This window comes from Pseudomonas sp. 3-2 (assembly GCF_019710535.1).
Classification (GTDB): domain Bacteria; phylum Pseudomonadota; class Gammaproteobacteria; order Pseudomonadales; family Pseudomonadaceae; genus Aquipseudomonas; species Aquipseudomonas pharyngis.
In genome coordinates this window covers 4,708,280-4,734,183 of record NZ_CP081200.1, presented here as the reverse complement: position 1 = coordinate 4,734,183, position 25,904 = coordinate 4,708,280, and the positions used below count along the sequence as shown (strand labels likewise).

The window sequence follows — 25,904 nt, the reverse complement described above, 5'->3', positions numbered from 1 at the left end:
GCGGTCCCTTGGTACCTTTACCGGCACGACACTTGGGGGAGATGTCGCCCGACAGTTCAAGTATTGATCAGTCTGGCGCCGAGTCCAGTTGGCTGGCCGGGGTTTTTAAACAAATTTGGAATACGTTCGCTTCGGTTATGTTCTCATTCCCCTCGAAACGTTCGTGAAATGAACAAGAAACACAGATATGGTCGGATGATCCGTGCATTTTTGCGCAAGTTAGGCATAATACGCGGCTTCGAATTTTGACCCCTACAGACCTTTTCTTATGCACAAAGAACCTCGTAAGGTCCGTGAGTTTCGTCGCCGCGAGCAAGAAATTCTCGATACCGCGCTCAAGCTGTTCCTCGAACAAGGTGAAGACAGTGTCACCGTCGAGATGATTGCTGATGCCGTGGGTATCGGCAAAGGCACGATTTACAAGCACTTCAAGTCCAAGGCCGAGATCTACCTGCGCCTGATGCTCGATTACGAGCGCGACTTGAACGAGCTGTTGCACTCGGCCGATGTCGACAAGGACAAGGAAGCGCTGTCCCGTGCCTACTTTGAATTCCGCATGCGCGACCCGCAGCGCTATCGCCTGTTCGATCGCCTGGAAGAGAAGGTGGTCAAGGGCAATCAGGTCCCCGAGATGGTCGAGGAGCTGCACAAGATCCGTGCCTCGAACTTCGAACGCCTGACGCTGCTCATCAAGGGCCGCATCAGCGAAGGCAAGCTCGAAGACGTGCCGCCATACTTCCATTACTGCGCATCCTGGGCGCTGGTGCACGGCGCGGTGGCGCTGTATCACTCGCCGTTCTGGAGCAATGTGCTGGAAGATCAGGAAGGTTTCTTCCAGTTCCTGATGGATATCGGCGTGCGTATGGGCAACAAGCGCAAGCGCGACCCTGAAACGCCAAGCAGCTGAATCATTCAGTTGCCTTATGCGCCGTGTTTTTCGCTACATGGCGCAGTACCGCAGGAATATACTCAGGCATAGGGCTTGCTAAAACTTGAATTGTGAGTCAAGTTTTAGCCGCTCGATTTTCCATCGCCGGAGTGCTTCATGATCGTTGACCGTCAAGGCAGGCGCTTTCGCAATTTGCGGATCAGTCTGACTTCAGCCTGCAATTACGCCTGTACCTACTGCGTGCCCAACGGCAAGCGGCTGGTGGCTGCGCAGGATGAACTGTCGGCCGAGGCCATGGCACGTGGCGTAGCCTATCTGATTGAAGCCGCGGGCATCGAGCGCCTGCGCATCACCGGCGGCGAGCCGCTGGTCAGCCCCAAACTCGAATCTTTCATGAGCGCCGTCGGCAGGATGGGCCTGGAAGACATCAGCCTGACCACCAACGGCCAGCTCCTGGCGAAAAAACTTCCGTTGCTGGTCGATGCCGGCCTGCGACGCCTCAACGTTTCCCTCGATACCCTGGACGCCGGCGCGTTCCGCAGCATCGCCCGTGGCGGCGACCTGGCCACCGTGCTGGATGGCATGGATCAGGCCGCAGCGGCGGGGATGAAGATCAAGGTCAACATGGTGCCGTTGCGCGGGCAGAACCTCGACCAGGTGCTGCCGCTGCTCGATTACTGCCTCGAGCGTGGCTTTGAACTGCGTTTCATCGAGCTGATGCGCATGGGCCACCTGGCCACTGATTCCAACGCCTTCCTGCAGCAGTTCGTCAGCCTGCAACAGCTGCTGAGCCTGATCGGCGAACATTACGAGTACGCGCAAACCGACGCGCCGGTGGATGCCACGGCAGTTCGCTATGCGATTCCCGGTCTGGGCAATTTCGGCGTGATCGCCAACGAAAGCGTGCCGTTCTGCCGAACCTGTTCGCGCCTGCGCCTGTCGTCCACCGGATGGCTGCATGGCTGCCTGTCGTCGAGCAACCGCCACTACGTCGGTGACCTGCTCGACAAGCCGCGCCACGAGGCGCTGCCGGCGTTGCAACGACTGCTGGTCAAGGCGTTGGGCGACAAGCAGGAAGTCGCGTTCTCCGGCGGCGCGACCGTCATGAAGATCATCGGCGGCTGAAGTCCTCATCGCGAGCAGGCTCGCTCCCCACAGGTAAATGCTATCTCCCTGTGGAAGCGAGCCTGCTCGCGATTACGATCGAAAAAACGACGAAGATCTGGAGGTGGCGCAAAAGCTGCATCCTACGGCCATTCGCCGGTTTTCCGTCACCGGCTTCTGGAGGATTAGGATGCGTAGCCTGGTTTTGCTGCTGGCCGTTTTTGCGCTGGGCGGCTGTATGACTGTCAGTGACATGGCCGAAGGGACTCGCTACCAGATGAGCGACGCGGGTCTGCTGGACCACAGCGACAGCCGTCGCGTAAACAATTTCCGCATTCAGCCGGATTCGTTCATCTACATCGCGCAAGGCTCGTTCGCGCCGCCGGGTGGTTCTTACCCGCGTCCCAACGTAGTGGCCGAAGAGGCCTTCAAGGGTTTCGTCGAATATTTCCCGATGGTCCGCCGCGCCCGTGCGCCGGAAGGCCTCGACCAGGCGATGGGCGAAGCCCGCGACGCCGGTGCGCACTACCTGCTGTACACCCGTTTCGCCAAGGCCGACGACCGCATCGGCAACTCCGATGAATGGCTCGATCAGGAAGCTGTGGATCGTCTCGGTATCGACGGTGGCGTGATTCAGATCATGTTGATCGAGACCAGCACCCAGTATTTGATTGATACTGCACGGATCAAGAGTCGTGGCGGTTTACTGACGTTCCACGACAACAAGCCCGAAGACCTGATCGGCCCACCGCTTGCGCAATACGCGCGTAGCCTGCTGGGCCTCGGGGACCAGTAATTCAAGGAGTACGCCATGAGTGGTCCGCAAAAAGCCAATGACCTGTTGGGACAAATCCCCAAAACCAAAGGCTTGCCGCCGGTGCACTTGTGGAACCCGGATTTCTGCGGCGATATCGACATGCGCATCGCCCGTGACGGCACCTGGTACTACCTGGGTACGCCGATCGGGCGCAAGCCGATGGTCAAGCTGTTCTCCACCATCATCCGCCGCGACGGCGATGATTATTTCCTGATTACTCCGGTTGAGAAAGTCGGGATCAAGGTCGATGACGCGCCATTCGTGGCGATTGCCGTCGAGGTGGAAGGCGAGGGTGAGGCGCAAGTGCTGCGCTTCACCACCAACGTCGATGAAACAACGGAAGCCGGCCCGGAGCATCCGATCCGGGTCGAGATTGATCCAGCGACGCAAGAACCTGCGCCTTACGTGCATGTCCGCACCAATCTCGAAGCGCTGATCCACCGCAACGTGTTCTACCAGTTGGTGGAGCTGGCAGTCAGCCGTGAAATCGATGGCCAGCGCTGGCTCGGCGTCTGGAGCGGTGGCGAGTTCTTCCGCATCGGCCTCGAACCTTAAAAAAACCGCAGTCTGTGAAAGCAGGCTGCGGTTTTTTGTCGTTGACTCTCAATCGTATGATGATTAGCGTAGGCACCCACAGCGAACGGCTTCGGGGTGTCCATGTCGAGCAGTTTTCACGCATCAACGGTTGACTGGCTGGGCGCCTGGATTGCTGCCGGCCAAGTGAAACCGGGGCAGGCGATCAAGGTCGAGGCCGATCTGGGCGAGCAACTCGGGGTCAGCCGCACCGTGATCCGCGAAGCCATCAAGACCCTGGTTGCCAAAGGCATGCTCGAAGTCGGGCCGAAGGTCGGCACGCGGGTGCTGCCGATCAAGCGCTGGAACCTGTTCGATCCGCAAGTGGTGGGCTGGCTGTCACGCAGCGGCTTGCCGGAAAATTTCGTCGATGACCTGCTCGACCTGCGCCGTACCATCGAACCGATGGCGGTGCGCTGGGCCTGCGAGCGGGCGACCGTCGAACAGGTGCAAGCGGTGCAGCAGGCTTACAACGCGCTGGAACGGGCGGTCGACAGCGGCATCGATTACAACCGCGCCGACCAGTTCTTCCACGAATGCATTCTCGCCGCCAGCCACAATCAATTCATCGAACAAATGGTGCCGGCCCTCGGTGCACTGCTTGCCGTGTCTTTCGAAGTCTCGGCGGCCGACCCTGACGAATTGCGCCGCACACTGCCCATCCACAAGGACATGGCCGACGCCATTGCCGCCCGGGATGCCGCGCGGGGGGTGTGGGCCTGCATGACCCTGATCGACAATGCCGACCTGGCCATCAAGCGGTTTTACCCGCAGGTGATGGCCGACAAAAAAGCCAGCTGACAAAAACAACAAGACAGGAGGTTGCATGACGTGGACTGCGGTGACAGAACATCGGGCGCAACTGGGCGAAGGCCCGTTCTGGGACGCACCAACCCAGGCGCTGTATTGGGTGGACATCGCCGGCAAACAGGCGCTGCGGCTGATCGGGCAGAACGTGCAGATCTGGCAGATGCCGGAGCACGTCTCGGCGTTCATTCCCTGCGCCAGCGGCGACGCGCTGGTGACCTTGAGCAGCGGCGTCTACCGGCTCGATCTGGATTCCCCCGGACTTGAGCCGCGACTGACGCTGTTCTGCGTCGCCGACCCGCAACCGGGCAACCGCGCCAACGAGGCACGTTGCGACGGCCAGGGCCGCTTGTGGCTCGGCACCATGCAAAACAACATTGGCGAGCAGGGCGAGGATCTGCCGATCACCCGTCGTTCCGGCGGGCTGTTCCGCGTTGATCCGGATAAAAGGGTCACGCCATTGCTGCGCGGCCTGGGCATTCCCAACACGCTGCTCTGGAGCGACGACGGCACGACTTTGTTGTTCGGTGACAGCCTCGACAGCACCTTGTATCGCTATTTCATTCACACCGACGGCAACCTCGACACCGCCCAGCCCTGGTACAGCGCCGATCAGCACGGCGGCCCGGACGGTTCGGCGATGGACGCCGAAGGCTACGTGTGGAACGCCCGCTGGGACGGCAGCTGCCTGCTGCGCCTGACGCCGGATGGCCAGATCGATCGCAAGATCGACCTGCCGATCAGTCGCCCCACCAGTTGCGTGTTCGGCGGCGCAGACTTGAAAACCCTGTACATCACCAGCGCCAAAAGTCCGCTGAATCATCCGCTGGACGGCGCCGTACTGTCGCTGCAAGTGGATGTCGCCGGAAAGCTCTGCACGCGATTTGCCAGTTAAATCCCAAAATATGGGATGCAAAATTATATATTGAGATTATTTGGCGGTCGGGTTTATAGTCGGTCCCAGCAGTAACACGCACTCACACTTAAAAAGAACAAAACAGGTGAAGTGATGCAGCGAATTTCCATCGCACTCCATAGCGGAGTCAGCGCTTCGGGCCGTCTCGGTGCCGCGGCGTGCGCTCGCCTGTCTTGTTCCACAAGCCTTCCAGACCGGACATCGTCAGATGCCCGGTTTTTTTATGCTTTCGAACAGGAGTCCTGATTCATGGCTGAACCACTATCCTTGCCACCGGTGCCCGAGCCACCGAAAGGTGAGCGCCTGAAAAACAAGGTCGTGCTGCTGACCGGCGCTGCCCAAGGCATCGGCGAAGCAATCGTCGCGACCTTCGCCTCGCAGCAGGCCAAACTGGTGATCAGCGATATCCAGGCTGAAAAGGTCGAGAAAGTCGCTGCGCACTGGCGCGAGCAGGGCGCCGATGTGCAGGCGATCAAGGCCGACGTCTCGCGTCAGCAGGATCTGCACGCCATGGCCAAACTGGCCATCGAGCTGCACGGCCGCATCGACGTGCTGGTGAATTGCGCCGGGGTCAATGTGTTCCGCGATCCGTTGGAAATGACCGAAGAAGACTGGAAACGCTGCTTCGCCATCGACCTCGACGGCGCCTGGTATGGCTGCAAGGCCGTATTGCCGCAGATGATCGAGCAAGGCATCGGCAGCATCATCAACATTGCCTCGACCCATTCCACGAACATCATTCCCGGCTGCTTTCCGTACCCGGTGGCCAAGCACGGCTTGCTCGGGCTGACCCGAGCGCTGGGCATCGAGTACGCGCCGAAGGGTATTCGGGTCAATGCGATTGCACCGGGCTACATCGAAACCCAACTCAACGTCGATTACTGGAACGGCTTTGCCGACCCGCACGCCGAACGCCAGCGCGCTTTCGATCTGCATCCACCGAAACGCATCGGCCAGCCGATTGAAGTGGCGATGACCGCCGTGTTTCTGGCCAGCGATGAAGCGCCGTTCATCAATGCCTCGTGCATCACCATCGATGGTGGCCGCTCGGTGATGTACCACGACTGAAAATCCGGATTTCAGGTGGAAAGGTCCGCCTGAAATTCAATCATCATACGATATGACTATTGTCGTCATGATTCGCAGGAAACGCTTCGACCGCTTTAACGTTTTTCAAATAACGCTCAAGAAAAATAACAAGGAGTCTGCTTATGAAACGTCGTTTCGGGATTCGTACCCTGTGCAGTACCGCGCTGGCGGTTACTGCGTTCAGCCTGAGCAGTTCGCTGCTGGCCGCCGATCCGGTGAAGATCGGTTTTCTGGTCAAACAAGCCGAAGAGCCATGGTTCCAGACTGAATGGGCCTTCGCCGAGAAAGCTGCCAAGGACAAAGGCTTCGAGCTGATCAAGATCGCCGTGCCGGACGGCGAGAAAACCCTCTCGGCCATCGACAGCCTCGCGGCCAACGGCGCCAAGGGCTTCGTCATCTGCCCGCCGGACGTATCGCTCGGCCCGGCGATCATGGCCAAGGCCAAGCTCAATGACTTGAAAGTGATCGCCGTCGACGACCGCTTCGTCGATGCCAATGGCAAATTCATGGAAGACGTGCCGTACCTCGGCATGGCCGCCTTCGAAGTCGGCCAGAAGCAGGGCGCCGCCATGGCCGCCGAAGCGAAAAAGCGTAACTGGGACTGGAAAGACACCTACGCGGTGGTCAACACCTACAACGAACTCGACACCGGCAAGAAGCGCACCGACGGCTCGATGAAGGCGCTCGAAGATGCCGGCATGCCGAAAGATCACATTCTGACGGCCGCCCTGAAAACCCTCGACGTGCCGGGCAGCATGGACGCCACCAACTCCGCGCTGGTCAAGCTGCCGAGTGCGGCGAAGAACCTGATCATCGGCGGCATGAACGACAACACCGTGCTGGGCGGCGTGCGCGCCACCGAAGCAGCGGGGTTTGCCGCGGCCAATGTGATCGGCATCGGCATCAACGGCACCGACGCCATCGGCGAATTGAAAAAGCCTAACAGCGGCTTCTACGGTTCGATGCTGCCGAGCCCGCACATCGAAGGCTACAAGACTGCCGAGATGATGTACGAGTGGGTCACCACCGGCAAGGAACCGCCGAAGTACACCGCGATGGACGACGTCACCCTGATCACCCGCGACAACTTCAAGCAGGAGCTGGAGAAGATCGGCCTGTGGAACTGACGGCAGCGGCGGCCCGGGCAGCCGGGCCGCTTGAACGGTGTGATGAGGTGGCTTAAATGCACGCGCAAGTACAGACACAAGAACACAGCGCCAGCGGTAGCCTGCGTTTCAACGGGATCGGCAAGACCTTCCCGGGCGTGAAGGCGCTGGACGGCATCAGTTTCGTCGCTCACCCCGGGCAGGTTCACGCCTTGATGGGCGAGAACGGCGCCGGCAAATCGACCCTGCTGAAAATCCTCGGCGGCGCCTATATCCCGAGCAGCGGCGAGCTGCAGATCGGCGAGCGGACGATGGCGTTCAAGTCCACCGCCGACAGCATCGGCAGCGGCGTGGCGGTGATTCACCAGGAGCTGCATCTGGTGCCGGAAATGACCGTGGCCGAGAACCTGTTCCTCGGTCACCTGCCGGCCAGCTTCGGCCTGATCAATCGCGGCGCGTTGCGCCAGCAGGCATTGGCATGCCTCAAAGGCCTGGCCGATGAAATCGATCCGCAGACCAAGGTCGGACGCTTGTCCCTCGGCCAGCGGCAATTGGTGGAAATCGCCAAGGCGTTGTCCCGGGGCGCGCATGTGATTGCTTTTGACGAACCGACCAGCAGCCTCTCGGCGCGGGAGATCGACCGCTTGATGGCGATCATCGGCCGGCTGCGCGACGAGGGCAAAGTGGTGCTCTATGTCTCCCATCGCATGGAAGAAGTGTTCCGCATCTGCGACGCGGTGACGGTGTTCAAGGACGGTCGCTACGTGCGCACTTTCGAGGACATGAGCCAGCTGACCCACGATCAACTGGTGACCTGCATGGTCGGGCGCGACATTCAGGACATCTACGATTATCGCGGTCGCCCGCGCGGTGCTGTGGCGCTGAGAGTCGATGGCTTGCTCGGCCCGGGCCTGCGCGAGCCGATCAGTTTCGATGCGCACAAAGGCGAGATTCTGGGCCTGTTCGGACTGGTCGGGGCCGGGCGCACCGAGCTGTTCCGGCTGCTCAGCGGTCTTGAGCGCAACACCGCCGGACGCCTGGAGTTGCGCGGTCATGAACTGAAACTGCGTTCACCCCGCGATGCGATTGCCGCCGGGATTCTGTTGTGCCCGGAAGACCGCAAGAAGGAAGGCATCATCCCGCTGGCCAGCGTCGCCGAGAACATCAACATCAGTGCGCGCGGTGCGCATTCCGGGCTCGGCTGCCTGCTGCGCGGGATCTGGGAGAAGGGCAACGCCGAGAAACAGATCAAGGCCCTGAAAGTGAAAACGCCCCACGCCGGGCAACAGATCAAGTTCCTGTCCGGCGGCAATCAGCAGAAAGCCATTCTCGGCCGCTGGCTGTCGATGCCGATGAAAGTGCTGCTGCTCGACGAGCCGACCCGGGGCATCGACATCGGTGCCAAGGCCGAGATCTACCAGATCATCCATAACCTGGCCGCCGACGGTATTTCGGTGATCGTGGTGTCCAGCGATCTGATGGAAGTCATGGGTATTTCCGACCGCATTCTGGTGCTGTGCGAGGGCGCCCTGCGTGGCGAAGTCAGCCGCGACCAGGCCAACGAATCCAACCTGCTGCAACTGGCTTTGCCGCGCCACCGCGCTGACGGCGTGGCGAACTGAGAGGTGACTATGATGACAACCCAAAACGAAACCCTGCCGACCGAGCGCAAACCTCTGGATATGCGGCGCTTCCTCGATGACTGGGTGATGCTGCTGGCGGCGGTGGGCATTTTTGTCGCCTGCACCTTGCTGATCGACAACTTCCTTTCGCCGCTGAACATGCGTGGCCTGGGGCTGGCGATCTCCACTACCGGGATCGCCGCGTGCACCATGTTGTATTGCCTGGCGTCGGGGCATTTCGACTTGTCGGTAGGCTCGGTAATCGCCTGCGCCGGGGTGGTGGCGGCGGTGGTGATGCGTGACACCAACAGCGTGTTTCTCGGCGTCAGCGCCGCGCTGGTGATGGGCCTGATCGTCGGCTTGATCAACGGCATCGTGATCGCCAAGTTGCGGGTCAACGCGTTGATCACGACGCTGGCGACCATGCAGATCGTCCGTGGCCTGGCTTACATCTTTGCCAACGGCAAAGCGGTGGGCGTTTCGCAGGAATCGTTCTTCGTGTTCGGCAACGGTCAGTTGTTCGGTGTGCCGGTGCCGATCCTGATCACCATCGTCTGCTTCCTGTTTTTCGGCTGGTTGCTGAACTACACGACCTACGGGCGCAACACCATGGCCATCGGCGGCAACCAGGAAGCAGCGTTGCTGGCGGGGGTGAATGTTGACCGGACGAAGATCATCATCTTCGCGGTGCATGGCGTGATTGGTGCGTTGGCGGGGGTGATTCTGGCATCGCGGATGACTTCGGGTCAGCCGATGATTGGCCAGGGGTTTGAGCTGACGGTGATTTCGGCTTGCGTGCTGGGCGGGGTGTCGCTGAGTGGCGGGATCGGGATGATCCGGCACGTGATTGCCGGGGTGCTGATTCTGGCGATTATCGAGAATGCGATGAATCTGAAAAATATCGACACTTTTTATCAGTATGTGATTCGTGGGTCGATTTTGCTGTTGGCTGTGGTTATCGACCGTCTGAAACAGCGTTGAGATCAAAGCTCTTCTGACCCTCTCCTTCGGGGGAGGGTGCTTTCAACGCCACGCCTTCTGTCTCCTTCCCCAAATATCCCTTGCCCGCCGCAACCCGTTTCGGTTATCAATTTGTACATGATTAGACAGGTACGATTTGACAAGAAACAACGGGTGGTCGACGAGCTCGTCCGACGCATCGAAAGCGGCCTCATGGAGGACGGCTTTCTGTTGCCCGGCGAGCATCAGTTGGCTCAGGAATTCAACGTCAGCCGTGGCACGTTGCGCGAAGCGCTGGCCGAACTGAAACGGCGCAAATACATCGCCACGCAAAGCGGGGTGGGCTCCATCGTCACGTTTGACGGTGTGGTGCTCGACCAGCGCAGCGGCTGGGCCCAGGCCCTGGCCGACAGCGGGGCGATGATCAATACCGACGTGCTGCGTCTGGAGGCCGTGACGCGTGCGGATCTGCTTGCGCGTTTCGGCTCCGATCAATTCATTCTTCTCGAACGTCGCCGCCGTTCCAACGACGGCACGGCGGTGTCCCTTGAACGCTCTCTGATGCCCGCCAGCGGAGGCCTGGAAAGCCTGCCGCGAGTGGGCCTGATCGATAACTCCCTGACCATCACCCTGGCCGCCTACGGTTACATCGGCGAGCGCGGCGATCAGTGGATCGGCGCCGAACCGCTCAACGCCGTGGACGCCGAACTGCTCGGCCGCCCCGAAGGCACGGTGTTCCTCAAGGCGCTGCGGACCACCTACGACCGGCAGAACCGTTTCATGGAACAGGTCGAAAGCCTGCTCGACCCGGTGCATTTCCGTCTGCACCTGCAATTTGGAGAATCGAAATGACCGCCCTCGACCGTGCCTTGGGCGCGTTTTATGGCCTTGCCCTGGGCGACGCGCTGGGCATGCCGACCCAATCCCTGAATCGCGAAACCATCAAGCAGCGCTTCGGCCAGATCACCGATCTACAGGACGCCGGGCCCTTGCAGCCGATTGCCGCGAACATGCCCAAGGGCTCGATCACCGATGACACCGAACAGGCGATTCTGGTCGGCGAGTTGCTGGTCGCAGGCAAGGGCCGGATCGAACCGGCGGTGCTCGCGCAACGGTTGATCGAATGGGAAGCCGAGATGCAGGCCAAGGGCTCGCAGGACTTGCTCGGCCCGTCGACCAAGCGTGCGATTGAAATGATCCTCGCCGGCCACTCGCCGGAAGAGGCCGGGCGCTACGGCACCACCAATGGCGCCGCGATGCGCATCACCCCGGTGGGCATCGCGGCGGATGTCGCCGACCCCGAGCGCTTTATCGCGGCGGTGGTGCAGGCCTGTCAGGTCACTCACAACACCACGCTGGGGATTTCCAGCGCGGCGGCGGTGGCGGCGGTGGTCTCGGCCGGCATCAACGGTCTGGATCTGGGTGAGGCGCTGAACCTCGGCCAGCAGATCGCCCAGCAAGCAGAATCGCACGGACACTGGGTGGCCGGCGGGCGCATCGCCTCACGGATCAGTTGGGCGCGCAGCATCAGTGTCGAGAGCGACCCGGTGTTGCTCGCGGATCTGCTGTACGACGTGATCGGCACCTCGGTGGCCTCGCAGGAGTCGGTAGTGGTGTCATTCGCCCTCGCGCAGCAAGTCGCGGTCGGTGAAATGACGCCGTTCGATGCGCTGTGCATGGCCGCGAGCCTGGGTGGCGACACCGACACCATCGCCGCGATTCTCGGTGCCATGCTCGGGGCCTGCCTGGGCCTGCAGAGCTGGCCGGCGCCGATGATCGAGACGGTGAAGGCCGTCAATGGTCTGGAGCTGGAACCGTTGGTGACAGGGCTGTTGGCCTTGCGCTGATTGGACTGACGCCATCGTCGGATCGCCGCCCGGAGCAAGCTCGCTCCCACAAGTAAGGCGTTATCCCTGTGGGAGCGAGCCTGCTCGCGATGGACGCACCACAAACCCTGACTATTCACCCGCAATGGATCGCGCAGACAGGCCCAGGAAGGCCGGGATTTCTTGTCGTTCTGCGTCATTGCCACAACCACAATAAAGGCAAACAGGAGCATTTTTCATGAGTTCATCGACCGCCGGACAAAGCGCCGGGCAACTGGAAACCCGGGGCATCGAACCGGTGCCGGAAGGCGAGTGCAACGGCCATCCACTGCAACTGTTCTGGGTCTGGTTCGCGGCCAACATTTCCATCCTCGGCCTGCCGCTGGGCGCCACGCTGGTTGCGTTTCGCGGCCTGGCGATCTGGCAGGCGATCATCGTCGCGATCCTCGGCGCTGCCGGTTCGTTCGCGGTGGTGGGGATCATCTCGATTGCCGGCCGTCGCGGTCGTGCGCCGAGTCTGACTTTGTCGCGAGCGATCTTCGGTGTGCGCGGCAATATTGGCCCGACGCTGGTGTCGCTGATGTCGCGCCTGGGCTGGGAAACCGTCAACACCACCACCGCCGCGTTCGTGCTGCTGTCGTTGTGCTCGATCCTGTTCGGCTCGCCGGTGGAAGCCAAAAGCGCGCCGGTGCTGACCCTGATCTTCATCGCGATTTTCGTGCTGCTGACCCTGTCGGTATCCGGCCTCGGCCACGCCACGTTGCTGGTGATCCAGAAGTGGGCGACCTACGTGTTCGGTGCGCTGAACATTTTGGTGGGCGGCTTCCTCTGCGCGACCATCGACTGGAGCGCGGTGTTCAACGCCACGCCGGCGCCGATGAGCGCGATGATCATCGGCATCGGCACCATGGCCGCCGGCACCGGGATCGGTTGGGCGAATGCTGGCGCCGACATGTCGCGCTATCAGCATCGCAGCGTCAAAGCCGTGCGTCTGGTCGCGTCGGCGGCGTTCGGCGCGGGGATTCCGCTGGTGCTGCTGATCACCCTCGGTGGCCTGTTGTCTGTGGGCAACAACGACCTTGCTTCGGCGACTGACCCGATCGTAGCGATCCGCGACATGCTGCCGACCTGGATGGCCGTGCCGTACCTGATCACCGCATTCGGTGGCCTGCTGCTGTCGAACAACCTGTCGGTGTACTCCGCCGGCCTGACCACGCTGACCCTCGGCCTGAAGGTCAAGCGCGTGTACGCGGTGGTGGTCGACATCGTGGCGATCTTCGCCGGTTCGATCTACTTCATGCTGATCGCCGACAGTTTCTATGGCCCGTTCATTACTTTCATTTCGCTGCTGGCGGTGCCGATCACGGCATGGGTCGGGATCTTCGTGGTCGACCTGATTCACCGTCACTACTACAGCCCGAAAGACCTGCTCGACGTCAGCCCGAGCAGCGCCTACTGGTACAGCGGCGGCATCGAGTGGCGCGCATTCGGCGCGTGGGCGATCGCCATCGTGCTGGGCTTCAGTTTCACCACCATCGGCACCACGGCTGAAAATGTCTGGTTCAAGGGCTTCCTGTCCGACTCCTGGCTGGGCCATAACGGCCTCGGCTGGATCGTGACGTTCGTGGTCGCCGGCGGCATTTACTTCGTACTCGGCGGGGCAAGAGATCGCCGCGCTGCGCAATCCGAGAATGCTCATGCCTAAGATGTTGCACACCGGCCAGGTCATCATCGACCTGGTCATGGCCGTGGAAGCGCTGCCGCAAATCGGCGGTGACGTGCTGGCGCAGTCCGCCAGTTTCGAAGCCGGCGGCGGCTTCAATGTGATGGCCGCTGCTGTGCGCAACGGCTTGCCGGTGGTCTATCTGGGTCGCCACGGCAACGGGCGTTTCGGAGATCTGGCGCGGCAGGCGATGAACGCCGAAGGCATCCGCATCGGCATCGACCAGCCTGCAGAGCGTGACACCGGGATCTGCGTGGCGCTGACCGATGCGTCGGCCGAGCGCAGTTTCATTTCCTACATCGGCGCTGAAGGCGAGGTCACGGCGGCGGAGCTGAACAGCGTTGCCGCCGAGTCGGGAGATTACGTCTACGTCAGCGGCTACAGCCTGCTGCACAGCGGCAAGGCCCAGGCGTTGCTGGACTGGACGCTGGCGCTGCCGAGGACAATCAACGTGGTGTTCGATCCGGGCCCGCTGGTGGAATCGCCGGATTCACCGATGATGCAGGCATTGCTACCGCGCATCGATGTGTGGACCAGCAACAGCGTCGAGGCGCTGCGTTTCACTGGCGCGGCGGACATCGAAACCGCGCTGGACCGCTTGGCCGTGCACCTGCCGCCGGAGGTGCTGATGGTGGTACGCGACGGCCCGCAGGGTTGCTGGATTCATCAGCGCGGCGAGCGTCAGCATGTGCCGGGTTTCAAGGTGCAGGCAGTGGATAGCAACGGCGCGGGCGATGCGCATGCCGGGGTGTTTGTGGCCGGGCTGGCGCGAGGGTTGTCTGCGCAGAAAGCTGCACGGCGCGCCAACGCTGCGGCTGCATTGGCCGTTACCCGCTGGGGCCCGGCGACCGCGCCTGGCACTGCCGAGGTTGATGTGCTGATCAGCAAAAAATGCACTGACTGAACGATCGCAATCGCTGGCTTGCCAGCGATAAGGCCTTCAGCCGTTACATCCAGTCTGGACCTAGCCGGCTCTGCGCAACGCCGCAATCAACTCATCCTTTCGCATCGACGAACGCCCGGGAATCTTCCGCTCCCGGGCCTCCTTGCGCAGGCTGTCGACCGTCTGCACTTCGCGGGAAGCCTTGCTGTCGCGCGAATGTCCCTCACGACTCACCGCCGCGCGCCGTGCTGATTCCTTGCGATCCTCGGCCTTCGCATTGGCCGGTTTCCGACGCCCGGAACCTCCGGCCTTCTCGCCGCCGCCGGACTGTTTGTTCACCGTCGCCCAGGCGCGGGCCTCGGCTTCATCCTTGGACATCCCTTTGTTTTGATAGCTGTCTTCAATGTGTTCGGCTTTGCGCTTCTGTTCTTCAGTGTATTTGGCTTTGCTTCCACGAGGCATGGCGAGTCTCCTGGTGGTTGGATGAATCTCGGTATGAACCGGCGCAGGCAATGCATTCAACCACTGCCTGCGCCAGTGACCGCAAGCGTCAGGTATCGAGTTTACGCGCCGCTTCCACACCCGCAGCGCTGAGCTTGATCGGCAGATTCAGCGAATGCTCTCCCGCTTCATTGCAAGTGATGTGTCCGTGGTGAATCAGTCCACGCTCCTGCAGGGCGGCGAGGGCACTGGCCACGACTTTCTCGCCGCGATAATTGTCCAGCACCTCTTTGCCGAGGCCGCTTGGGTGGGCATGCAACAGGCGGGTGAGGACTTCTTTTTCCAGGTTTTTATCGACGTTCATGGTTACCTCTTCAGGGAAGTGGATAAGACACGTTGCGTGGATGAAGCACGGATCACTGTCCTGCGCCTTCAGAGCCCGAACCACCCGTGGTGGTTTTCGAGCCGACGCCGGGACCGGCGTTGTCGGGGGCAGCCGGAGAGTCAGGGGTGTTCATGCCGCCCTGGCGTCCGGGATCGCTGCCCTGGGTGCGAGGATCGGTTCCCGTGGCCGGTGGCTGATTGATCAGCGGTACACCCGAACCGTCGGTATTCATACCGGGGGCACTGTTGATGGCGGGGGCTCTTGGCTGGGTAACCGGATCGGTCGGCCCGGTACCGGCAGCGGTAGTCGAGGCGGCGAATACCGCCGGGCTGAGGAGGGTAGCGAATACGAGTGCAGTCAACCTTGACGAGATCATAGGGTGTCTCCAGTGATTGAAATCCTTACCTCCTTTTGGTCTGCCCTCGTGAAAGATTGGTGCCTGATGATCGACGAACGGTTCAGAAGGGCTGAGTGCTTTCGAGGCCGATCTCTTCCTTGAATTGCTCCATGAAACCTTTCAAGCGTCGATGACGGAGCCGTGCAAGACGTTGGCCGGCAACGGTCTGGAAGCCGTCGGCGAGGTGCAGCAGTTTGGTCTGGAAATGATCGAGGCAGAATCGCTTGTCGTCGTAGTCCCTTTCCCGGGCCTCGGGATCTTGCGGGTCGTACAGCGCGCTGCCCATGCGTCCGGCGGTGTAAAAGGTGCGGGCGACGCCGAGCATGCCGAGGGAGTCGAGACGGTCGGCGTCCTGCACCAGTCGCGCTTCGAGGGTAAGCGGAGTGATGTTGGCGGAAAAACTGTGGGCTTCGATGGCGTGGGTGACGGCGTCGATTTTGGCTTCGGGCCAATGCATGTTCGCCAGCACCTTCGAAGCTTTTTCCGCTGCCAGACGCGATGCCTGTGAGCGCAGCGGCGAGTTCTTTTCCACCGCCACACAATCGTGCAGCAGCACGGCCGCGAGCAGCACTTCAAGGTCGCCGCCTTCGTCGGCCTGCAAGGTGCGCGCGTTGTGCCAGACCCGTTGCAGATGCGACAGATCATGAGCGCCGTCTTCCGACGGTTCCAGCGCGTGGGGCAGCAGTTCGGCGGCGAGTGAGGCCAGTGGTTCGAATGCGTTCATGAATATCCTTCAGACCAGTCAAAAATCCCTGTGGGAGGGTAGTGTTTGCTTTGCCATGTGACGAGCGCCGCGCGCCGCCTTAGTATGGCGTTTTCCTTTTTCCGACAAGGCCCGTCCATGACGATCGAAATCCGCCCGGCGACCCCCAGCGATGCACCGCAAATCCTCGCGTTCATCACTGAACTTGCAGACTTCGAAAAGGCCCGTCACGAAGTCATCGCCAGCGTCGCCGACATCGAGCGCAGCCTGTTCAGCGAAGGCGCCACGGCCCATGGCCTGATTTGCCTGCGCGACGGCTTGCCAATCGGTTTTGCGGTGTTCTTCTTCAGCTATTCGACCTGGCTGGGCAGCAACTGCCTGTACCTCGAAGACCTCTACATCACCCCGGAACAACGGGGCGGTGGCGCCGGTAAAACCCTGCTGCGCCACCTCGCGAAAATCGCCTGCGCCAACGACTGCGGCCGCTTCGAATGGAGCGTGCTGGACTGGAACACCCCTGCCATCGAATTCTACAAATCCCTCGGCGCCCAGCCGCAGGAAGAGTGGGTGCGTTACCGCATGGATGGCAAGGTATTGCGGGAGTTTGCCGAGGGCTGAACAAATAGTGGCAATCTGATTGCTGATTTGATTGTTCAAACCGCTCTAGTCCGGCATCCTACGCGCCATTTTTGCGCGCTCATGGACGACACCTGCAATGCCTCTGGCACTCTTTCTCCACGCCCGTGGAGCCTTCGCCGCGTCAACGAGTGACCGGCAATGAGCGGACTACGGGCGTCGATCCGCCTGTACGGCCTGGTCAAAAACCTCGGTTCAAGCGACAACCCGAACCGCCAACCGGTGGACATCCTCTGCACCGTCAACCGCCTCGGTGGCAAAGCCATCCGTGCGTTTGTCTCGCGCCTCGATGCCGAGCTGATGACGCGCAGTGCGGGCTTCGATGACTACCGCGTAATACCGCTGCGCACGTTCGATCCGAACGGATTCATTGATGCCCATCAAGGCTGGCTGACCCTGCACGTGTGCTGCGGTTTTGTCGCGCCTGCGGGGCAATCGATTTTCCACCAAGGCGGGCTGTTGCCGATGGGTTGGTACGTCTACTCGGAAACCGGCCGCTGGACAGCCGAGCGCTATCTGGATTTCGGCCCGCAAATGGCCGAGCTGCTGCAAACCACCTACGACCAGCATCGACTGACCGGCTACAACACCTGGCTCAACCAACTCGACGACGCCACACCTGCCGATCTGAACTGGTTTGCCGACGAAGCCTGGCAACAATTGCAAACCCTCACACCCCCGAACAGCCGCGAGCATTGTCACGCGCTGTTTGATTCCGTCGAAAACCGCTGGCGTTTCGCCGCGACTGATGTCGACCTCTATCAGCCACACCTGGAACCTCTGAAGCAAGGAGCTTTGAATTGAGTGGTAAACCCGCTGCACGCGTCACCGACCCAACCGCCTGCCCACTGCCAGGCCACGGTAACAACCCGATCGTCTCCGGCTCGCCGGACGTGTTCTTCGACGGACTCCCCGCTGCGCGCATGACCGATAAATCGGCGTGCGGCAGCCCGATAACCGGCGGTGTTTCCGCCACGGTCTTCATCAACGGCCTGAATGCCGCGATGCTCGACAGCACCGGCGGGCACGGCAATGTCGTGGTCGGTGGGTCGGGGACGGTGATTATTGGACAGAGCGGGGGAGGGGCGGCGTTTAGTGGGTTGTCGCCGATGCCGGTGCATTTCAATGATCGAATGCAGGTGATTAACGAAATTACTGGTGAGCCCATGCCAAATCACCCTTACGCGATTCAACGCGCTGATGGGAGCGTGGAGCACGGCGTAACCAATGACGCGGGCTTCACCCATACGGTGAGTTCGCATTTGCCTGAGTCGATCAAGCTGTTCGTGGAGTAGGAAAGATATGACCGCTGAAAATCCTGCTCTGAAAGGGTGTAAAAGACTGGTCGTGACCCACGACCTGACCTGCAAAACGGACGGAACAGTCAAGCAGGCCACGATCACTCCCAAAAGGATTGTTCTGTTTTTTGTGGGTGGTGCGGGTGATAAAGAAAGTTATTACGGCACAGGCCCCAATAATAACGTTGCTGACGTCATGAAGGTGTTCGTTAGGGATATGGAGGCTGAGGGTGTTTGTTCTGATAATTATGATGCCCACCATATTGGTTATAACTATTTTATTAGTGATGATGATCTGAAAAAGAATGTGCTGGAGAAAATTACTGATATGGCCACGCCTGTATATATCATTGGGCATAGCTTGGGCGGATGGAATGGTGCGCACCTGTCAGCTGTATTGACTGATAAGGGGTATCGAATTCCGTGTCTGGTTACACTCGATCCGGTTGGCGAAGGAAAAATCGTGTGGGGGGTTTCTAACATCTACCGTCAGGAGCCGAAGCCGAAGGCGGAATATTGGGTTAACGTCAGAGCCGATGCCAAAGACTGGAATTTTTCCGATCTCGTAGCCGATTTTGGAGAACAATGGGATATGAAAAGTGGGCCCAATATGAACGGGCGAGTGAATGTGAATCACGCCGATGCCTGGGTTATCTACACATCAGTCCTGCAAAGTGGCATCTCGGCCAGAGACGCTTTGATGCAGGTTGTTGTTACTCATTTTAAAGGACGGAAATGTGCGTAATATAATTTTATGTATAGCTTTCTTGCTTTGCACTTCCTGTGCGATGAATCATGGTAAGCCCATTGCTCATTTACAATACGTTGGTGTTGAACGTTATTTGGATAGGAACATTTATCAGGTGCGTTTTTCGTCTGATGTTGATGTTGTCAATCTTTTCAAATCAAAAATAAGCCAGACGCTGCTGTGTTCTTTTGAGGACGATTTTGATTTTTCGGCACCTCACTCTGCGGGTCGATATGGAGAGGGTTTTGTCGAGCCTGAAATTTCAAATGCCGGGCCGGTTTTCAGGGTGGATGTTTTATTTTTCGAAAGAAAAAACGATACCAGTGAAAAAATCATTGAAGGTGAGGCATTGAGGTCTTTATTAGTGGGCCGAGAGTCTATTGTCTGTAAGGTCAGAATTAATTCCTACTCCTATAAAATATATTTGTCGGAGGACATGAAAGTTCCAACGGCAGATCTATTAAGAGAGATCGATAAGTTTTAAACGGGCTGCGATCCGTACGGACAGGCGGCGCTCGCTGCTCAGTTCGCTGTCCGGGTTTTAAAAAAGATGAATCCCAAAATATGGGATGCAAAATTACATATTGAGATTTAACGCCTGAGAGGTCTATAGTCCAGCTCACTCACTGCCAATAACAAAACAGGTGAAGCGATGCTGGCGCAATTGATCGCGCTCGATTGGGGGACGACCTCACTACGTGCTTACAAACTCGCGGCGGGCGGACAGGTGCTGGCGCAGCGTTCGCTGTCGTTCGGGATCATGCAGTTGCCGAAGACGCCACGGGTCATCAACGGTCGCGAATGCGCCGAGGGTTTTGAACTGGCGTTCGACGAGGCGTGCGGCGACTGGCTCGACGCGCAACCCGGCTTGCCGGTGATTGCCTGCGGCATGGTTGGCAGCGCCCAGGGCTGGCGCGAAGCGTCCTACCGCGATACGCCGGCCAACGTCGCCGATCTCGGAAAATCCCTGCAAACCGTTCGCAGTATTCGCGGTGTCGATGTGCACATCGTGCCGGGTGTGATTCAGCGCTCGACGCTGCCGAACGTGATGCGCGGCGAGGAAACCCAGGTCCTCGGCGTCCTGCAGAATCTGCCGGTCGAGGCGGGCAATGATCTGCTGATCGGCCTGCCGGGCAGTCATTCGAAATGGGTGGAAGTGGCCGACGGCTGCATCACCCGTTTCGACACCTTCATGACCGGCGAAGTGTTCGCCGTGCTCAGTGACCACAGCATTCTCGGCCGTACCCAACAGCACAGCGCGACGTTCGACGCCGATGCCTTCGATCGCGGCGTGCAGGTGGCGTTATCGGCGGAGGGCGAGATTGGCGTGCTGTCGACCCTGTTCAGCGCCCGCAGCCTGGGCCTGACCGGCGAACTCAGCGCCACCGCGCAACCGGACTATCTGTCCGGCCTGCTGATCGGCCATGAACTGACGGCGCTGGCCGCCGTGCAACGACGCCGGCGCAACAGCGCACAGCTTCCTTCGATCATCCTCATCGGCAACGCGCAGTTGTGCGCCCGCTACAGCCGTGCCCTCGATGCCTGCGGTTTCGCCCGGGTGACTTTGGCCGAACAGGCTACCGAGCGTGGTCTTTGGCAGCTGGCGCTCGCCGCCGGACTGATCGATTCCTCATCCCGTTAACCCTGACTGGAGGCCTGACATGCTCAAGCAAGCACTGGCGCAAAACGGTCTGATCGCGATCCTGCGCGGCCTGCATCCGCAGGAAGCCGCCGCTGTCGGAGAAGTCCTGTATGCGGCCGGATTTCGCGTCATCGAAGTACCGCTCAATTCCCCCGCGCCGTACGAAAGCATTCGCATCCTGCGTAAGACCCTGCCCGCCGATTGCCTGATCGGTGCCGGCACGGTGCTGACCCCGGAACAGGTCGAACGGGTGAAGGAGGCCGGCGGTCAGGTCATCGTCATGCCCCACAGCGATGTCAAGGTGTTGCGGGCCGCGAAAGCGGCGGGGCTGTACCTGTCGCCCGGCGTCGCCACGCCGACCGAAGCCTTTGCGGCGCTGGAGGAGGGGGCGGACATTCTCAAGCTGTTCCCGGCCGAACAGATGGGCCCGGCAGTGGTGAAAGCCTGGCTGGCGGTGTTGCCGGTCGGGACGATTCTGGCGCCGGTCGGCGGCATCACGCCGGACAACATGCAGGCGTTCATCGACGCTGGCGTCAAAGGCTTCGGCCTCGGGTCCGGGCTGTTCAAGCCGGGCATGACGACTGAGCAAGTGGCGGCCAATGCCAAGGTCTACGTGGCGGCCTGGAAAGCCCTTCGCTAAGACTTTTCCGGCGCTGCGTGCGCTGCATCTAACAAGAGAGACAAGCAGATGAAAATCACCAAACTCACCACCTTCATCGTCCCGCCGCGCTGGTGCTTCCTGAAAGTCGAAACCGACGAAGGTGTGACCGGTTGGGGCGAGCCCGTGGTCGAGGGCCGCGCCCACACCGTCGCGGCTGCAGTCGAGGAATTGTCCGACTACCTGATCGGCAAAGACCCACGCAATATCGAAGACATCTGGACCGTGCTGTATCGCGGCGGCTTCTACCGGGGCGGCGCGATCCACATGAGCGCGCTCGCCGGTATCGATCAGGCGTTGTGGGATATCAAGGGCAAGGCCCTCGGTGTGTCGGTCAGCGACCTGCTCGGCGGTCAGGTGCGGGACAAGATCCGCGTGTATTCGTGGATCGGCGGTGACCGTCCGGCGGACACGGCGCGGGCCGCGAAAGAGGCGGTGGGTCGTGGTTTTACAGCGGTGAAAATGAACGGCACCGAGGAGCTGCAATTTCTCGATACCTTCGAAAAAGTCGATCTGGCGCTGGCCAACGTTGCCGCCGTGCGCGATGCGGTGGGGCCGAACGTCGGCATCGGTGTCGACTTCCATGGCCGGGTGCACAAACCGATGGCCAAGGTCCTGATGAAGGAACTCGACCCGTACAAACTGATGTTCATCGAAGAGCCGGTGCTCAGCGAAAACTATGAAGCGCTGAAGGAGCTGGCACCGCTGACCAGCACCCCGATTGCCCTCGGCGAGCGGCTGTTTTCACGCTGGGACTTTAAACGGGTGTTGAGCGAAGGTTACGTCGACATCATCCAGCCCGATGCGTCCCACGCCGGCGGCATCACCGAGACCCGCAAGATCGCCAACATGGCCGAAGCCTACGACGTGGCGCTGGCACTGCACTGCCCGCTGGGGCCGATTGCACTGGCGGCGTGTCTGCAACTGGACGCCGCTTGTTACAACGCGTTTATCCAGGAGCAGAGCCTGGGCATCCATTACAACGAGAGCAATGACCTGCTCGACTATGTGAAGGATCCACGGGTATTCGACTACGACAAGGGCTTCGTGAAAATCCCCAACGGCCCGGGCCTGGGGATCGAGATCAACGAGGAATACGTGATCGAACGCGCGGCGGTCGGCCACCGCTGGCGTAACCCGATCTGGCGGCATGCCGATGGCAGTTTTGCCGAGTGGTGAGTCGCTGACTCTCTGCCGCATCCAGTAAGTCAGATCTCCAGGGAGCGGAGATCTGCATACCCTCGACCTCAATAAACATAAGAAGAGGCGCTCCCCATGCAACCGCAAACCCTCACCGGGCAAGCGACGTTAGTCACGCCCAGCCGCAAGCGATTTTTCATCATGGTGTTGCTGTTCATCACCGTGGTCATCAACTACCTCGACCGCAGCAACCTGTCGATTGCCGCCCCGGCACTGACGACGGATCTGGGCATCGATCCGGTACACGTCGGACTGATCTTCTCGGCGTTCGGCTGGACCTACGCCGCCATGCAGATCCCCGGCGGCTGGCTGGTGGACCGGGTGCCGCCACGCATCCTTTATAGCGTCGCACTGTTGCTGTGGTCGCTGGCCACGGTGATGCTCGGTTTCGCTGCCAGTTTCATCGCACTGTTCGTGCTGCGCATGGCGGTCGGTGCGCTGGAAGCGCCGGCGTACCCGATCAACAGCCGCGTGGTGACGACCTGGTTCCCCGAGCGTGAGCGGGCCACGGCCATCGGGTTCTACACCTCCGGGCAGTTTGTCGGGCTGGCGTTCCTGACCCCGGTGCTGGCGTGGCTGCAACATGAATTTGGCTGGCACATGGTATTTGTCGCGACCGGCGCGGTGGGCATCATCTGGGCGGCGATCTGGTACGCGGTGTATCGCGAGCCGCGTGATTTCAAAGGCGCCAACGAAGCGGAAATCGACCTGATCCGCGAGGGCGGCGGACTGGTGGATATCGCGGCCGAAACTGCCAAGGTGAAGGCAAAATTCAGCTGGACCGATCTCGGCATCGTCCTCAGTAAACGCAAGTTGTGGGGGATCTACCTCGGCCAGTTCTGCCTGAACTCGACGCTGTGGTTTTTCCTGACGTGGTTCCCGACCTACCTGGTGAAATACCGCGGCATGGACTTCATCAAGTCCGGCCTGCTGGCGTCGCTGCCGTTTCTCGCCGCGTTCATCGGCGTGCTGTGCTCCGGGTTCTTTTCCGACTTCCTGATTCGCCGTGGTTGCACCGTCGGTTTTGCGCGCAAGCTGCCGATCATTGGCGGGCTGCTGATTTCCACCTCGATCATCGGCGCCAACTTCGTCGAATCGACGCCGTTGGTGATTGCCTTCCTGGCCCTGGCGTTTTTCGGCAACGGGCTGGCGTCGATCACCTGGTCGCTGGTGTCGACACTGGCGCCGGCGCGGCTGCTGGGCTTGACCGGTGGGGTGTTCAACTTCATCGGCAATCTGTCGGCGATTGCCACGCCGATTGTCATCGGCTTCCTGGCCAGCGGTGACTCGTTCGCGCCGGCGATCACCTACATCGCGGTTCTGGCATTGATCGGTGCTTTGTCCTACGTGCTGCTGGTGGGCAAGGTCGAGCGCATCGAGTTGTAGTCGGCTATGTCGGGCGACCATAATGCCGCCCGTTCCCTCGCTCAACGCTAAAGGCTGGATATGCAGGAAGACGCCCCAAAAACCGCCAAGGACGCCGCGCCGACTGGCACCCAAACCCTGCTTCGCGGGTTGGGTGTGGTGCAGGCCGTCGCCAGTGGCGCCCGCGATCTCAAAGAGATTGCCCGCCTGATCGGCACCACGCGCAGCACCACCCATCGTCTGGCCAGTTGTCTGGTGGACGAGCGCTACCTGCGCGTCGTGCCGCAAGTCGGTTATCTGCTGGGGCCGAAGTTGATCGAACTGGGTTTTCAGGCGCGTGAAGAATTGCCGCTGGTGACCCTGGCCGGGCCGTATCTGGACGAGTTGTCGGCGCTGACCGGCGACACCGTTCACCTGGGCATTCGTGAAGGCGACGAGGTGCTGTACCTGTTGAAGAATCCGGGGCGCAACGGCCCGGAAATGCGCTCGCGGGTCGGCCATCGCATGCCGCTGGCGCGAACCGGGATCGGCAAGGCGCTGATGCTGGATGACGCGCCGCAGGACTGGCAGCGCCTGTACGACATCAGCCTGCCGGCGGGTGGGAAAAGTCAGTTCTGGCCGCAGCATCCCCAGCAGTCGTGGGAGCAGCTGGAGCAGCGGATGACCGAGTACGTGGCCGGCGGCTACGCGTTCGATCTGGAAGACAACGAACCGTCGATCCGGTGTGTGGCGGCGCCGATCCGCGACGCGAGCAAGCGCATCGTCGCGGCGATCAGCATCGCCAGCACGGTGCCGTACATGCCGCTGGAAAAAATGGCCGAGCTGATTCCCCTGATCAAAGGGGTCACGGCCCGGCTTTCGGCGGAGCTTGGCTTGAAGGTCTGAGGAATCAGAGCTTCAGAGTCGCCATATCGATGACGAAACGATACTTCACGTCGCCGGCGATCATCCGCGCGTAGGCTTCGTTGATCTGGCGGATGTCGAGCATTTCGATGTCGCAGCTGATGTTGTGCTCGGCGCAGAAATCCAGCACTTCCTGGGTTTCGGCGACGCCCCCGATCAACGAGCCGGCCAGTACGCGACGACCCAGCACCAGTTTCGCGGCGTGGACCGGCGGATCGATCGGTTCGATCAGGCCCACCAGAATGTGCACGCCGTCGAAGCGCAGGGTGTCGAGGTACGGGTTGAGATCGTGCTGGACCGGAATGGTGTCCAGCAGGAAGTCGAACCGACCGGCCGCTGCTTTCATCTGTTCTTCGTCGGTGGACACGATCACGTGATCGGCGCCCTGGCGGCGGCCTTCCTCGGCCTTGCTCGCCGAACGGGTGAACAGCGTGACTTCAGCGCCCATGGCCTTGGCGAACTTGATGCCCATGTGGCCGAGGCCGCCCATGCCGAGAATCCCGACCTTGTCGCCGGCCTTCACGCCGTAGTGCTTGAGCGGCGAGTAGGTGGTGATGCCGGCGCAGAGAATCGGTGCAGCGGCCGCCAGGTCCAGCTTCTCGGGGATGCGCACCACGAAGTGCTCGCTGACCACGATGCTGTCCGAATAACCGCCCATGGTGTTGCTGCCATCGACCCGGTCCGGAGTGGCATAGGTCATGGTCGGGCCTTCGAGGCAGTATTGCTCGAGGTTCGACTGGCAGGCTTCGCAGGTGCGGCAGGAGTCGACCATGCACCCGACGCCAACCAGATCGCCTACCTTGTGTTTAGTGACATTCGCACCGACGGCGGTGACTTTTCCGACGATCTCGTGGCCGGGCATCAACGGGTAAACGGCGATGCCCCATTCGTTGCGCGCCTGGTGGATGTCGGAGTGGCAGACGCCGCAGTACAGGATTTCGATGGCGACGTCGTCGGCCCGAGGGCTGCGGCGTTCGAACTTCATCGGGGCGAGGGGCGTGGTGGCCGTTTGAGCGGCATAGCCGATGGCGGTGTACATGTGAAACCTCGCAAAAGCAGTGACAAGTGAGGCGGCGCATTCTGGGCGCCGTCCGCTTGTCCGGCCATGGCGATTCCTCCGGGTGTCATGCCTAATCCTCCGGCATGCGGGGTTGATCGGTCGCATTGGCAAAAGGATCTGCGATGATGCTTTCATCCCTTTTTCCGTGATTTT

Annotated in this window: 29 protein-coding genes; 24 read left to right on the top strand and 5 right to left on the bottom strand. The window is 60.7% G+C overall.

Features of this window, described 5'->3' with window-relative positions:
* Positions 1-268 precede the first annotated feature (268 nt).
* From K3819_RS21360 to K3819_RS21295, 14 genes are all read left to right on the top strand, one after another.
* The gene (locus K3819_RS21360; protein WP_007950805.1) at positions 269-907 is read left to right on the top strand and encodes a TetR/AcrR family transcriptional regulator; all 639 of its coding nucleotides are present in this window, start codon (positions 269-271) and stop codon (positions 905-907) included.
* A gap of 138 nt (positions 908-1,045) precedes the next feature.
* Positions 1,046-2,014, top strand: coding sequence for a GTP 3',8-cyclase MoaA (locus K3819_RS21355; RefSeq protein WP_221397901.1), 969 nt, complete (start codon positions 1,046-1,048; stop codon positions 2,012-2,014).
* A 169-nt stretch (positions 2,015-2,183) separates the two neighbouring features.
* Positions 2,184-2,789, top strand: a complete 606-nt coding sequence (locus K3819_RS21350; protein WP_085612130.1) for a DUF4823 domain-containing protein — start codon at positions 2,184-2,186, stop codon at positions 2,787-2,789.
* Positions 2,790-2,804: 15 nt separating this feature from the next.
* Complete coding sequence (locus tag K3819_RS21345; protein WP_221397900.1) at positions 2,805-3,365, top strand: DUF1285 domain-containing protein; 561 nt, start codon at positions 2,805-2,807, stop codon at positions 3,363-3,365.
* 102 nt (positions 3,366-3,467) lie between these two features.
* Entirely contained in the window at positions 3,468-4,184 is a 717-nt protein-coding gene (locus tag K3819_RS21340) for a FadR/GntR family transcriptional regulator (protein ID WP_007950814.1), read from the top strand.
* Positions 4,185-4,209: 25 nt separating this feature from the next.
* On the top strand, positions 4,210-5,085 hold the full coding sequence (locus K3819_RS21335) for an SMP-30/gluconolactonase/LRE family protein (protein WP_221397899.1): 876 nt from the start codon (positions 4,210-4,212) through the stop codon (positions 5,083-5,085).
* 270 nt (positions 5,086-5,355) lie between these two features.
* A complete protein-coding gene (locus tag K3819_RS21330) occupies positions 5,356-6,174 on the top strand; it encodes an SDR family oxidoreductase (RefSeq protein WP_011335425.1) in 819 nt (272 codons plus the stop codon).
* A gap of 143 nt (positions 6,175-6,317) precedes the next feature.
* Positions 6,318-7,322: a substrate-binding domain-containing protein gene (locus K3819_RS21325; RefSeq protein ID WP_064598531.1), complete on the top strand. Its 1,005-nt coding sequence runs from the start codon at positions 6,318-6,320 to the stop codon at positions 7,320-7,322.
* Positions 7,323-7,378: 56 nt separating this feature from the next.
* Positions 7,379-8,923 (top strand): L-arabinose ABC transporter ATP-binding protein AraG, encoded by a 1,545-nt coding sequence (gene araG, locus K3819_RS21320; RefSeq protein ID WP_221397898.1) that lies wholly within the window; start codon positions 7,379-7,381, stop codon positions 8,921-8,923.
* Positions 8,924-8,935: 12 nt separating this feature from the next.
* On the top strand, positions 8,936-9,904 hold the full coding sequence (gene araH / locus K3819_RS21315; protein ID WP_011335422.1) for an L-arabinose ABC transporter permease AraH: 969 nt from the start codon (positions 8,936-8,938) through the stop codon (positions 9,902-9,904).
* 117 nt (positions 9,905-10,021) lie between these two features.
* Positions 10,022-10,735 carry a GntR family transcriptional regulator gene (locus K3819_RS21310; protein WP_064598527.1) on the top strand — a complete coding sequence of 238 codons (714 nt, stop codon included), beginning with the start codon at positions 10,022-10,024 and terminating at the stop codon, positions 10,733-10,735.
* Positions 10,732-11,730 (top strand): ADP-ribosylglycohydrolase family protein, encoded by a 999-nt coding sequence (locus K3819_RS21305; protein ID WP_064598525.1) that lies wholly within the window; start codon positions 10,732-10,734, stop codon positions 11,728-11,730. The genes K3819_RS21310 and K3819_RS21305 overlap by 4 nt, the downstream gene beginning before the upstream one ends.
* A gap of 217 nt (positions 11,731-11,947) precedes the next feature.
* A complete protein-coding gene (locus K3819_RS21300; protein ID WP_085647459.1) occupies positions 11,948-13,414 on the top strand; it encodes a cytosine permease in 1,467 nt (488 codons plus the stop codon).
* The gene (locus K3819_RS21295; protein WP_085612258.1) at positions 13,407-14,336 is read left to right on the top strand and encodes a PfkB family carbohydrate kinase; all 930 of its coding nucleotides are present in this window, start codon (positions 13,407-13,409) and stop codon (positions 14,334-14,336) included. The genes K3819_RS21300 and K3819_RS21295 overlap by 8 nt, the downstream gene beginning before the upstream one ends.
* Before the next feature lie 60 nt (positions 14,337-14,396).
* On the opposite strand, the gene K3819_RS21290 is transcribed toward K3819_RS21295, so the two are convergent.
* The 4 genes from K3819_RS21290 to K3819_RS21275 all read right to left on the bottom strand — a co-directional run bounded on the left by K3819_RS21290 (position 14,397) and on the right by K3819_RS21275 (position 16,262).
* Positions 14,397-14,777 carry a Rho termination factor N-terminal domain-containing protein gene (locus K3819_RS21290; protein ID WP_085607302.1) on the bottom strand — a complete coding sequence of 127 codons (381 nt, stop codon included), beginning with the start codon at positions 14,775-14,777 and terminating at the stop codon, positions 14,397-14,399.
* Positions 14,778-14,865: 88 nt separating this feature from the next.
* A complete protein-coding gene (locus K3819_RS21285) occupies positions 14,866-15,120 on the bottom strand; it encodes a hypothetical protein (protein ID WP_011335416.1) in 255 nt (84 codons plus the stop codon).
* Positions 15,121-15,172: 52 nt separating this feature from the next.
* Entirely contained in the window at positions 15,173-15,517 is a 345-nt protein-coding gene (locus tag K3819_RS21280) for a hypothetical protein (RefSeq protein ID WP_064598512.1), read from the bottom strand.
* Positions 15,518-15,599: 82 nt separating this feature from the next.
* Positions 15,600-16,262: an HD domain-containing protein gene (locus K3819_RS21275; RefSeq protein WP_221397897.1), complete on the bottom strand. Its 663-nt coding sequence runs from the start codon at positions 16,260-16,262 to the stop codon at positions 15,600-15,602.
* A gap of 117 nt (positions 16,263-16,379) precedes the next feature.
* Here K3819_RS21275 and K3819_RS21270 point away from each other — a divergent pair, with 117 nt between their 5' ends.
* The 10 genes from K3819_RS21270 (at position 16,380) to K3819_RS21225 (ending at position 24,673) form a co-directional block, all read left to right on the top strand.
* The gene (locus K3819_RS21270) at positions 16,380-16,859 is read left to right on the top strand and encodes a GNAT family N-acetyltransferase (RefSeq protein ID WP_041475599.1); all 480 of its coding nucleotides are present in this window, start codon (positions 16,380-16,382) and stop codon (positions 16,857-16,859) included.
* A gap of 159 nt (positions 16,860-17,018) precedes the next feature.
* Positions 17,019-17,681: a hypothetical protein gene (locus K3819_RS21265; RefSeq protein WP_085612140.1), complete on the top strand. Its 663-nt coding sequence runs from the start codon at positions 17,019-17,021 to the stop codon at positions 17,679-17,681.
* The gene (locus K3819_RS21260; RefSeq protein WP_085612141.1) at positions 17,678-18,172 is read left to right on the top strand and encodes a PAAR domain-containing protein; all 495 of its coding nucleotides are present in this window, start codon (positions 17,678-17,680) and stop codon (positions 18,170-18,172) included. The genes K3819_RS21265 and K3819_RS21260 overlap by 4 nt, the downstream gene beginning before the upstream one ends.
* A gap of 7 nt (positions 18,173-18,179) precedes the next feature.
* Positions 18,180-18,920, top strand: coding sequence for an alpha/beta fold hydrolase (locus tag K3819_RS21255; protein ID WP_221397896.1), 741 nt, complete (start codon positions 18,180-18,182; stop codon positions 18,918-18,920).
* On the top strand, positions 18,913-19,407 hold the full coding sequence (locus K3819_RS21250) for a hypothetical protein (protein WP_221397895.1): 495 nt from the start codon (positions 18,913-18,915) through the stop codon (positions 19,405-19,407). The genes K3819_RS21255 and K3819_RS21250 overlap by 8 nt, the downstream gene beginning before the upstream one ends.
* 168 nt (positions 19,408-19,575) lie before the next feature.
* On the top strand, positions 19,576-20,565 hold the full coding sequence (locus tag K3819_RS21245; RefSeq protein ID WP_221397894.1) for a 2-dehydro-3-deoxygalactonokinase: 990 nt from the start codon (positions 19,576-19,578) through the stop codon (positions 20,563-20,565).
* A gap of 19 nt (positions 20,566-20,584) precedes the next feature.
* Entirely contained in the window at positions 20,585-21,205 is a 621-nt protein-coding gene (locus K3819_RS21240) for a 2-dehydro-3-deoxy-6-phosphogalactonate aldolase (protein WP_085612144.1), read from the top strand.
* 48 nt (positions 21,206-21,253) lie between these two features.
* The gene (gene dgoD / locus K3819_RS21235; protein ID WP_007950849.1) at positions 21,254-22,402 is read left to right on the top strand and encodes a galactonate dehydratase; all 1,149 of its coding nucleotides are present in this window, start codon (positions 21,254-21,256) and stop codon (positions 22,400-22,402) included.
* Positions 22,403-22,498: 96 nt separating this feature from the next.
* Complete coding sequence (locus K3819_RS21230; RefSeq protein ID WP_064598501.1) at positions 22,499-23,809, top strand: MFS transporter; 1,311 nt, start codon at positions 22,499-22,501, stop codon at positions 23,807-23,809.
* A gap of 60 nt (positions 23,810-23,869) precedes the next feature.
* Positions 23,870-24,673 carry an IclR family transcriptional regulator gene (locus tag K3819_RS21225; RefSeq protein WP_007950852.1) on the top strand — a complete coding sequence of 268 codons (804 nt, stop codon included), beginning with the start codon at positions 23,870-23,872 and terminating at the stop codon, positions 24,671-24,673.
* A 4-nt stretch (positions 24,674-24,677) separates the two neighbouring features.
* On the opposite strand, the gene K3819_RS21220 is transcribed toward K3819_RS21225, so the two are convergent.
* Positions 24,678-25,730 (bottom strand): NAD(P)-dependent alcohol dehydrogenase, encoded by a 1,053-nt coding sequence (locus tag K3819_RS21220; protein WP_011335405.1) that lies wholly within the window; start codon positions 25,728-25,730, stop codon positions 24,678-24,680.
* Between the last annotated feature and the right edge of the window lie 174 nt (positions 25,731-25,904).

Bases quoted from the DNA above. Each gene is read 5' to 3' on its own strand.
- K3819_RS21360 (WP_007950805.1), top strand. From the start codon at position 269: ATGCACAAAGAACCTCGTAAGGTCCGTGAGTTTCGTCGCCGCGAGCAA.
- K3819_RS21355 (WP_221397901.1), top strand. From the start codon at position 1,046: ATGATCGTTGACCGTCAAGGCAGGCGCTTTCGCAATTTGCGGATCAGT.
- K3819_RS21350 (WP_085612130.1), top strand. From the start codon at position 2,184: ATGCGTAGCCTGGTTTTGCTGCTGGCCGTTTTTGCGCTGGGCGGCTGT.
- K3819_RS21345 (WP_221397900.1), top strand. From the start codon at position 2,805: ATGAGTGGTCCGCAAAAAGCCAATGACCTGTTGGGACAAATCCCCAAA.
- K3819_RS21340 (WP_007950814.1), top strand. From the start codon at position 3,468: ATGTCGAGCAGTTTTCACGCATCAACGGTTGACTGGCTGGGCGCCTGG.
- K3819_RS21335 (WP_221397899.1), top strand. From the start codon at position 4,210: ATGACGTGGACTGCGGTGACAGAACATCGGGCGCAACTGGGCGAAGGC.
- K3819_RS21330 (WP_011335425.1), top strand. From the start codon at position 5,356: ATGGCTGAACCACTATCCTTGCCACCGGTGCCCGAGCCACCGAAAGGT.
- K3819_RS21325 (WP_064598531.1), top strand. From the start codon at position 6,318: ATGAAACGTCGTTTCGGGATTCGTACCCTGTGCAGTACCGCGCTGGCG.
- araG (WP_221397898.1), top strand. From the start codon at position 7,379: ATGCACGCGCAAGTACAGACACAAGAACACAGCGCCAGCGGTAGCCTG.
- araH (WP_011335422.1), top strand. From the start codon at position 8,936: ATGACAACCCAAAACGAAACCCTGCCGACCGAGCGCAAACCTCTGGAT.
- K3819_RS21310 (WP_064598527.1), top strand. From the start codon at position 10,022: ATGATTAGACAGGTACGATTTGACAAGAAACAACGGGTGGTCGACGAG.
- K3819_RS21305 (WP_064598525.1), top strand. From the start codon at position 10,732: ATGACCGCCCTCGACCGTGCCTTGGGCGCGTTTTATGGCCTTGCCCTG.
- K3819_RS21300 (WP_085647459.1), top strand. From the start codon at position 11,948: ATGAGTTCATCGACCGCCGGACAAAGCGCCGGGCAACTGGAAACCCGG.
- K3819_RS21295 (WP_085612258.1), top strand. From the start codon at position 13,407: ATGCCTAAGATGTTGCACACCGGCCAGGTCATCATCGACCTGGTCATG.
- K3819_RS21290 (WP_085607302.1), bottom strand. From the start codon at position 14,777: ATGCCTCGTGGAAGCAAAGCCAAATACACTGAAGAACAGAAGCGCAAA.
- K3819_RS21285 (WP_011335416.1), bottom strand. From the start codon at position 15,120: ATGAACGTCGATAAAAACCTGGAAAAAGAAGTCCTCACCCGCCTGTTG.
- K3819_RS21280 (WP_064598512.1), bottom strand. From the start codon at position 15,517: ATGATCTCGTCAAGGTTGACTGCACTCGTATTCGCTACCCTCCTCAGC.
- K3819_RS21275 (WP_221397897.1), bottom strand. From the start codon at position 16,262: ATGAACGCATTCGAACCACTGGCCTCACTCGCCGCCGAACTGCTGCCC.
- K3819_RS21270 (WP_041475599.1), top strand. From the start codon at position 16,380: ATGACGATCGAAATCCGCCCGGCGACCCCCAGCGATGCACCGCAAATC.
- K3819_RS21265 (WP_085612140.1), top strand. From the start codon at position 17,019: ATGAGCGGACTACGGGCGTCGATCCGCCTGTACGGCCTGGTCAAAAAC.
- K3819_RS21255 (WP_221397896.1), top strand. From the start codon at position 18,180: ATGACCGCTGAAAATCCTGCTCTGAAAGGGTGTAAAAGACTGGTCGTG.
- K3819_RS21245 (WP_221397894.1), top strand. From the start codon at position 19,576: ATGCTGGCGCAATTGATCGCGCTCGATTGGGGGACGACCTCACTACGT.
- K3819_RS21240 (WP_085612144.1), top strand. From the start codon at position 20,585: ATGCTCAAGCAAGCACTGGCGCAAAACGGTCTGATCGCGATCCTGCGC.
- dgoD (WP_007950849.1), top strand. From the start codon at position 21,254: ATGAAAATCACCAAACTCACCACCTTCATCGTCCCGCCGCGCTGGTGC.
- K3819_RS21230 (WP_064598501.1), top strand. From the start codon at position 22,499: ATGCAACCGCAAACCCTCACCGGGCAAGCGACGTTAGTCACGCCCAGC.
- K3819_RS21225 (WP_007950852.1), top strand. From the start codon at position 23,870: ATGCAGGAAGACGCCCCAAAAACCGCCAAGGACGCCGCGCCGACTGGC.
- K3819_RS21220 (WP_011335405.1), bottom strand. From the start codon at position 25,730: ATGTACACCGCCATCGGCTATGCCGCTCAAACGGCCACCACGCCCCTC.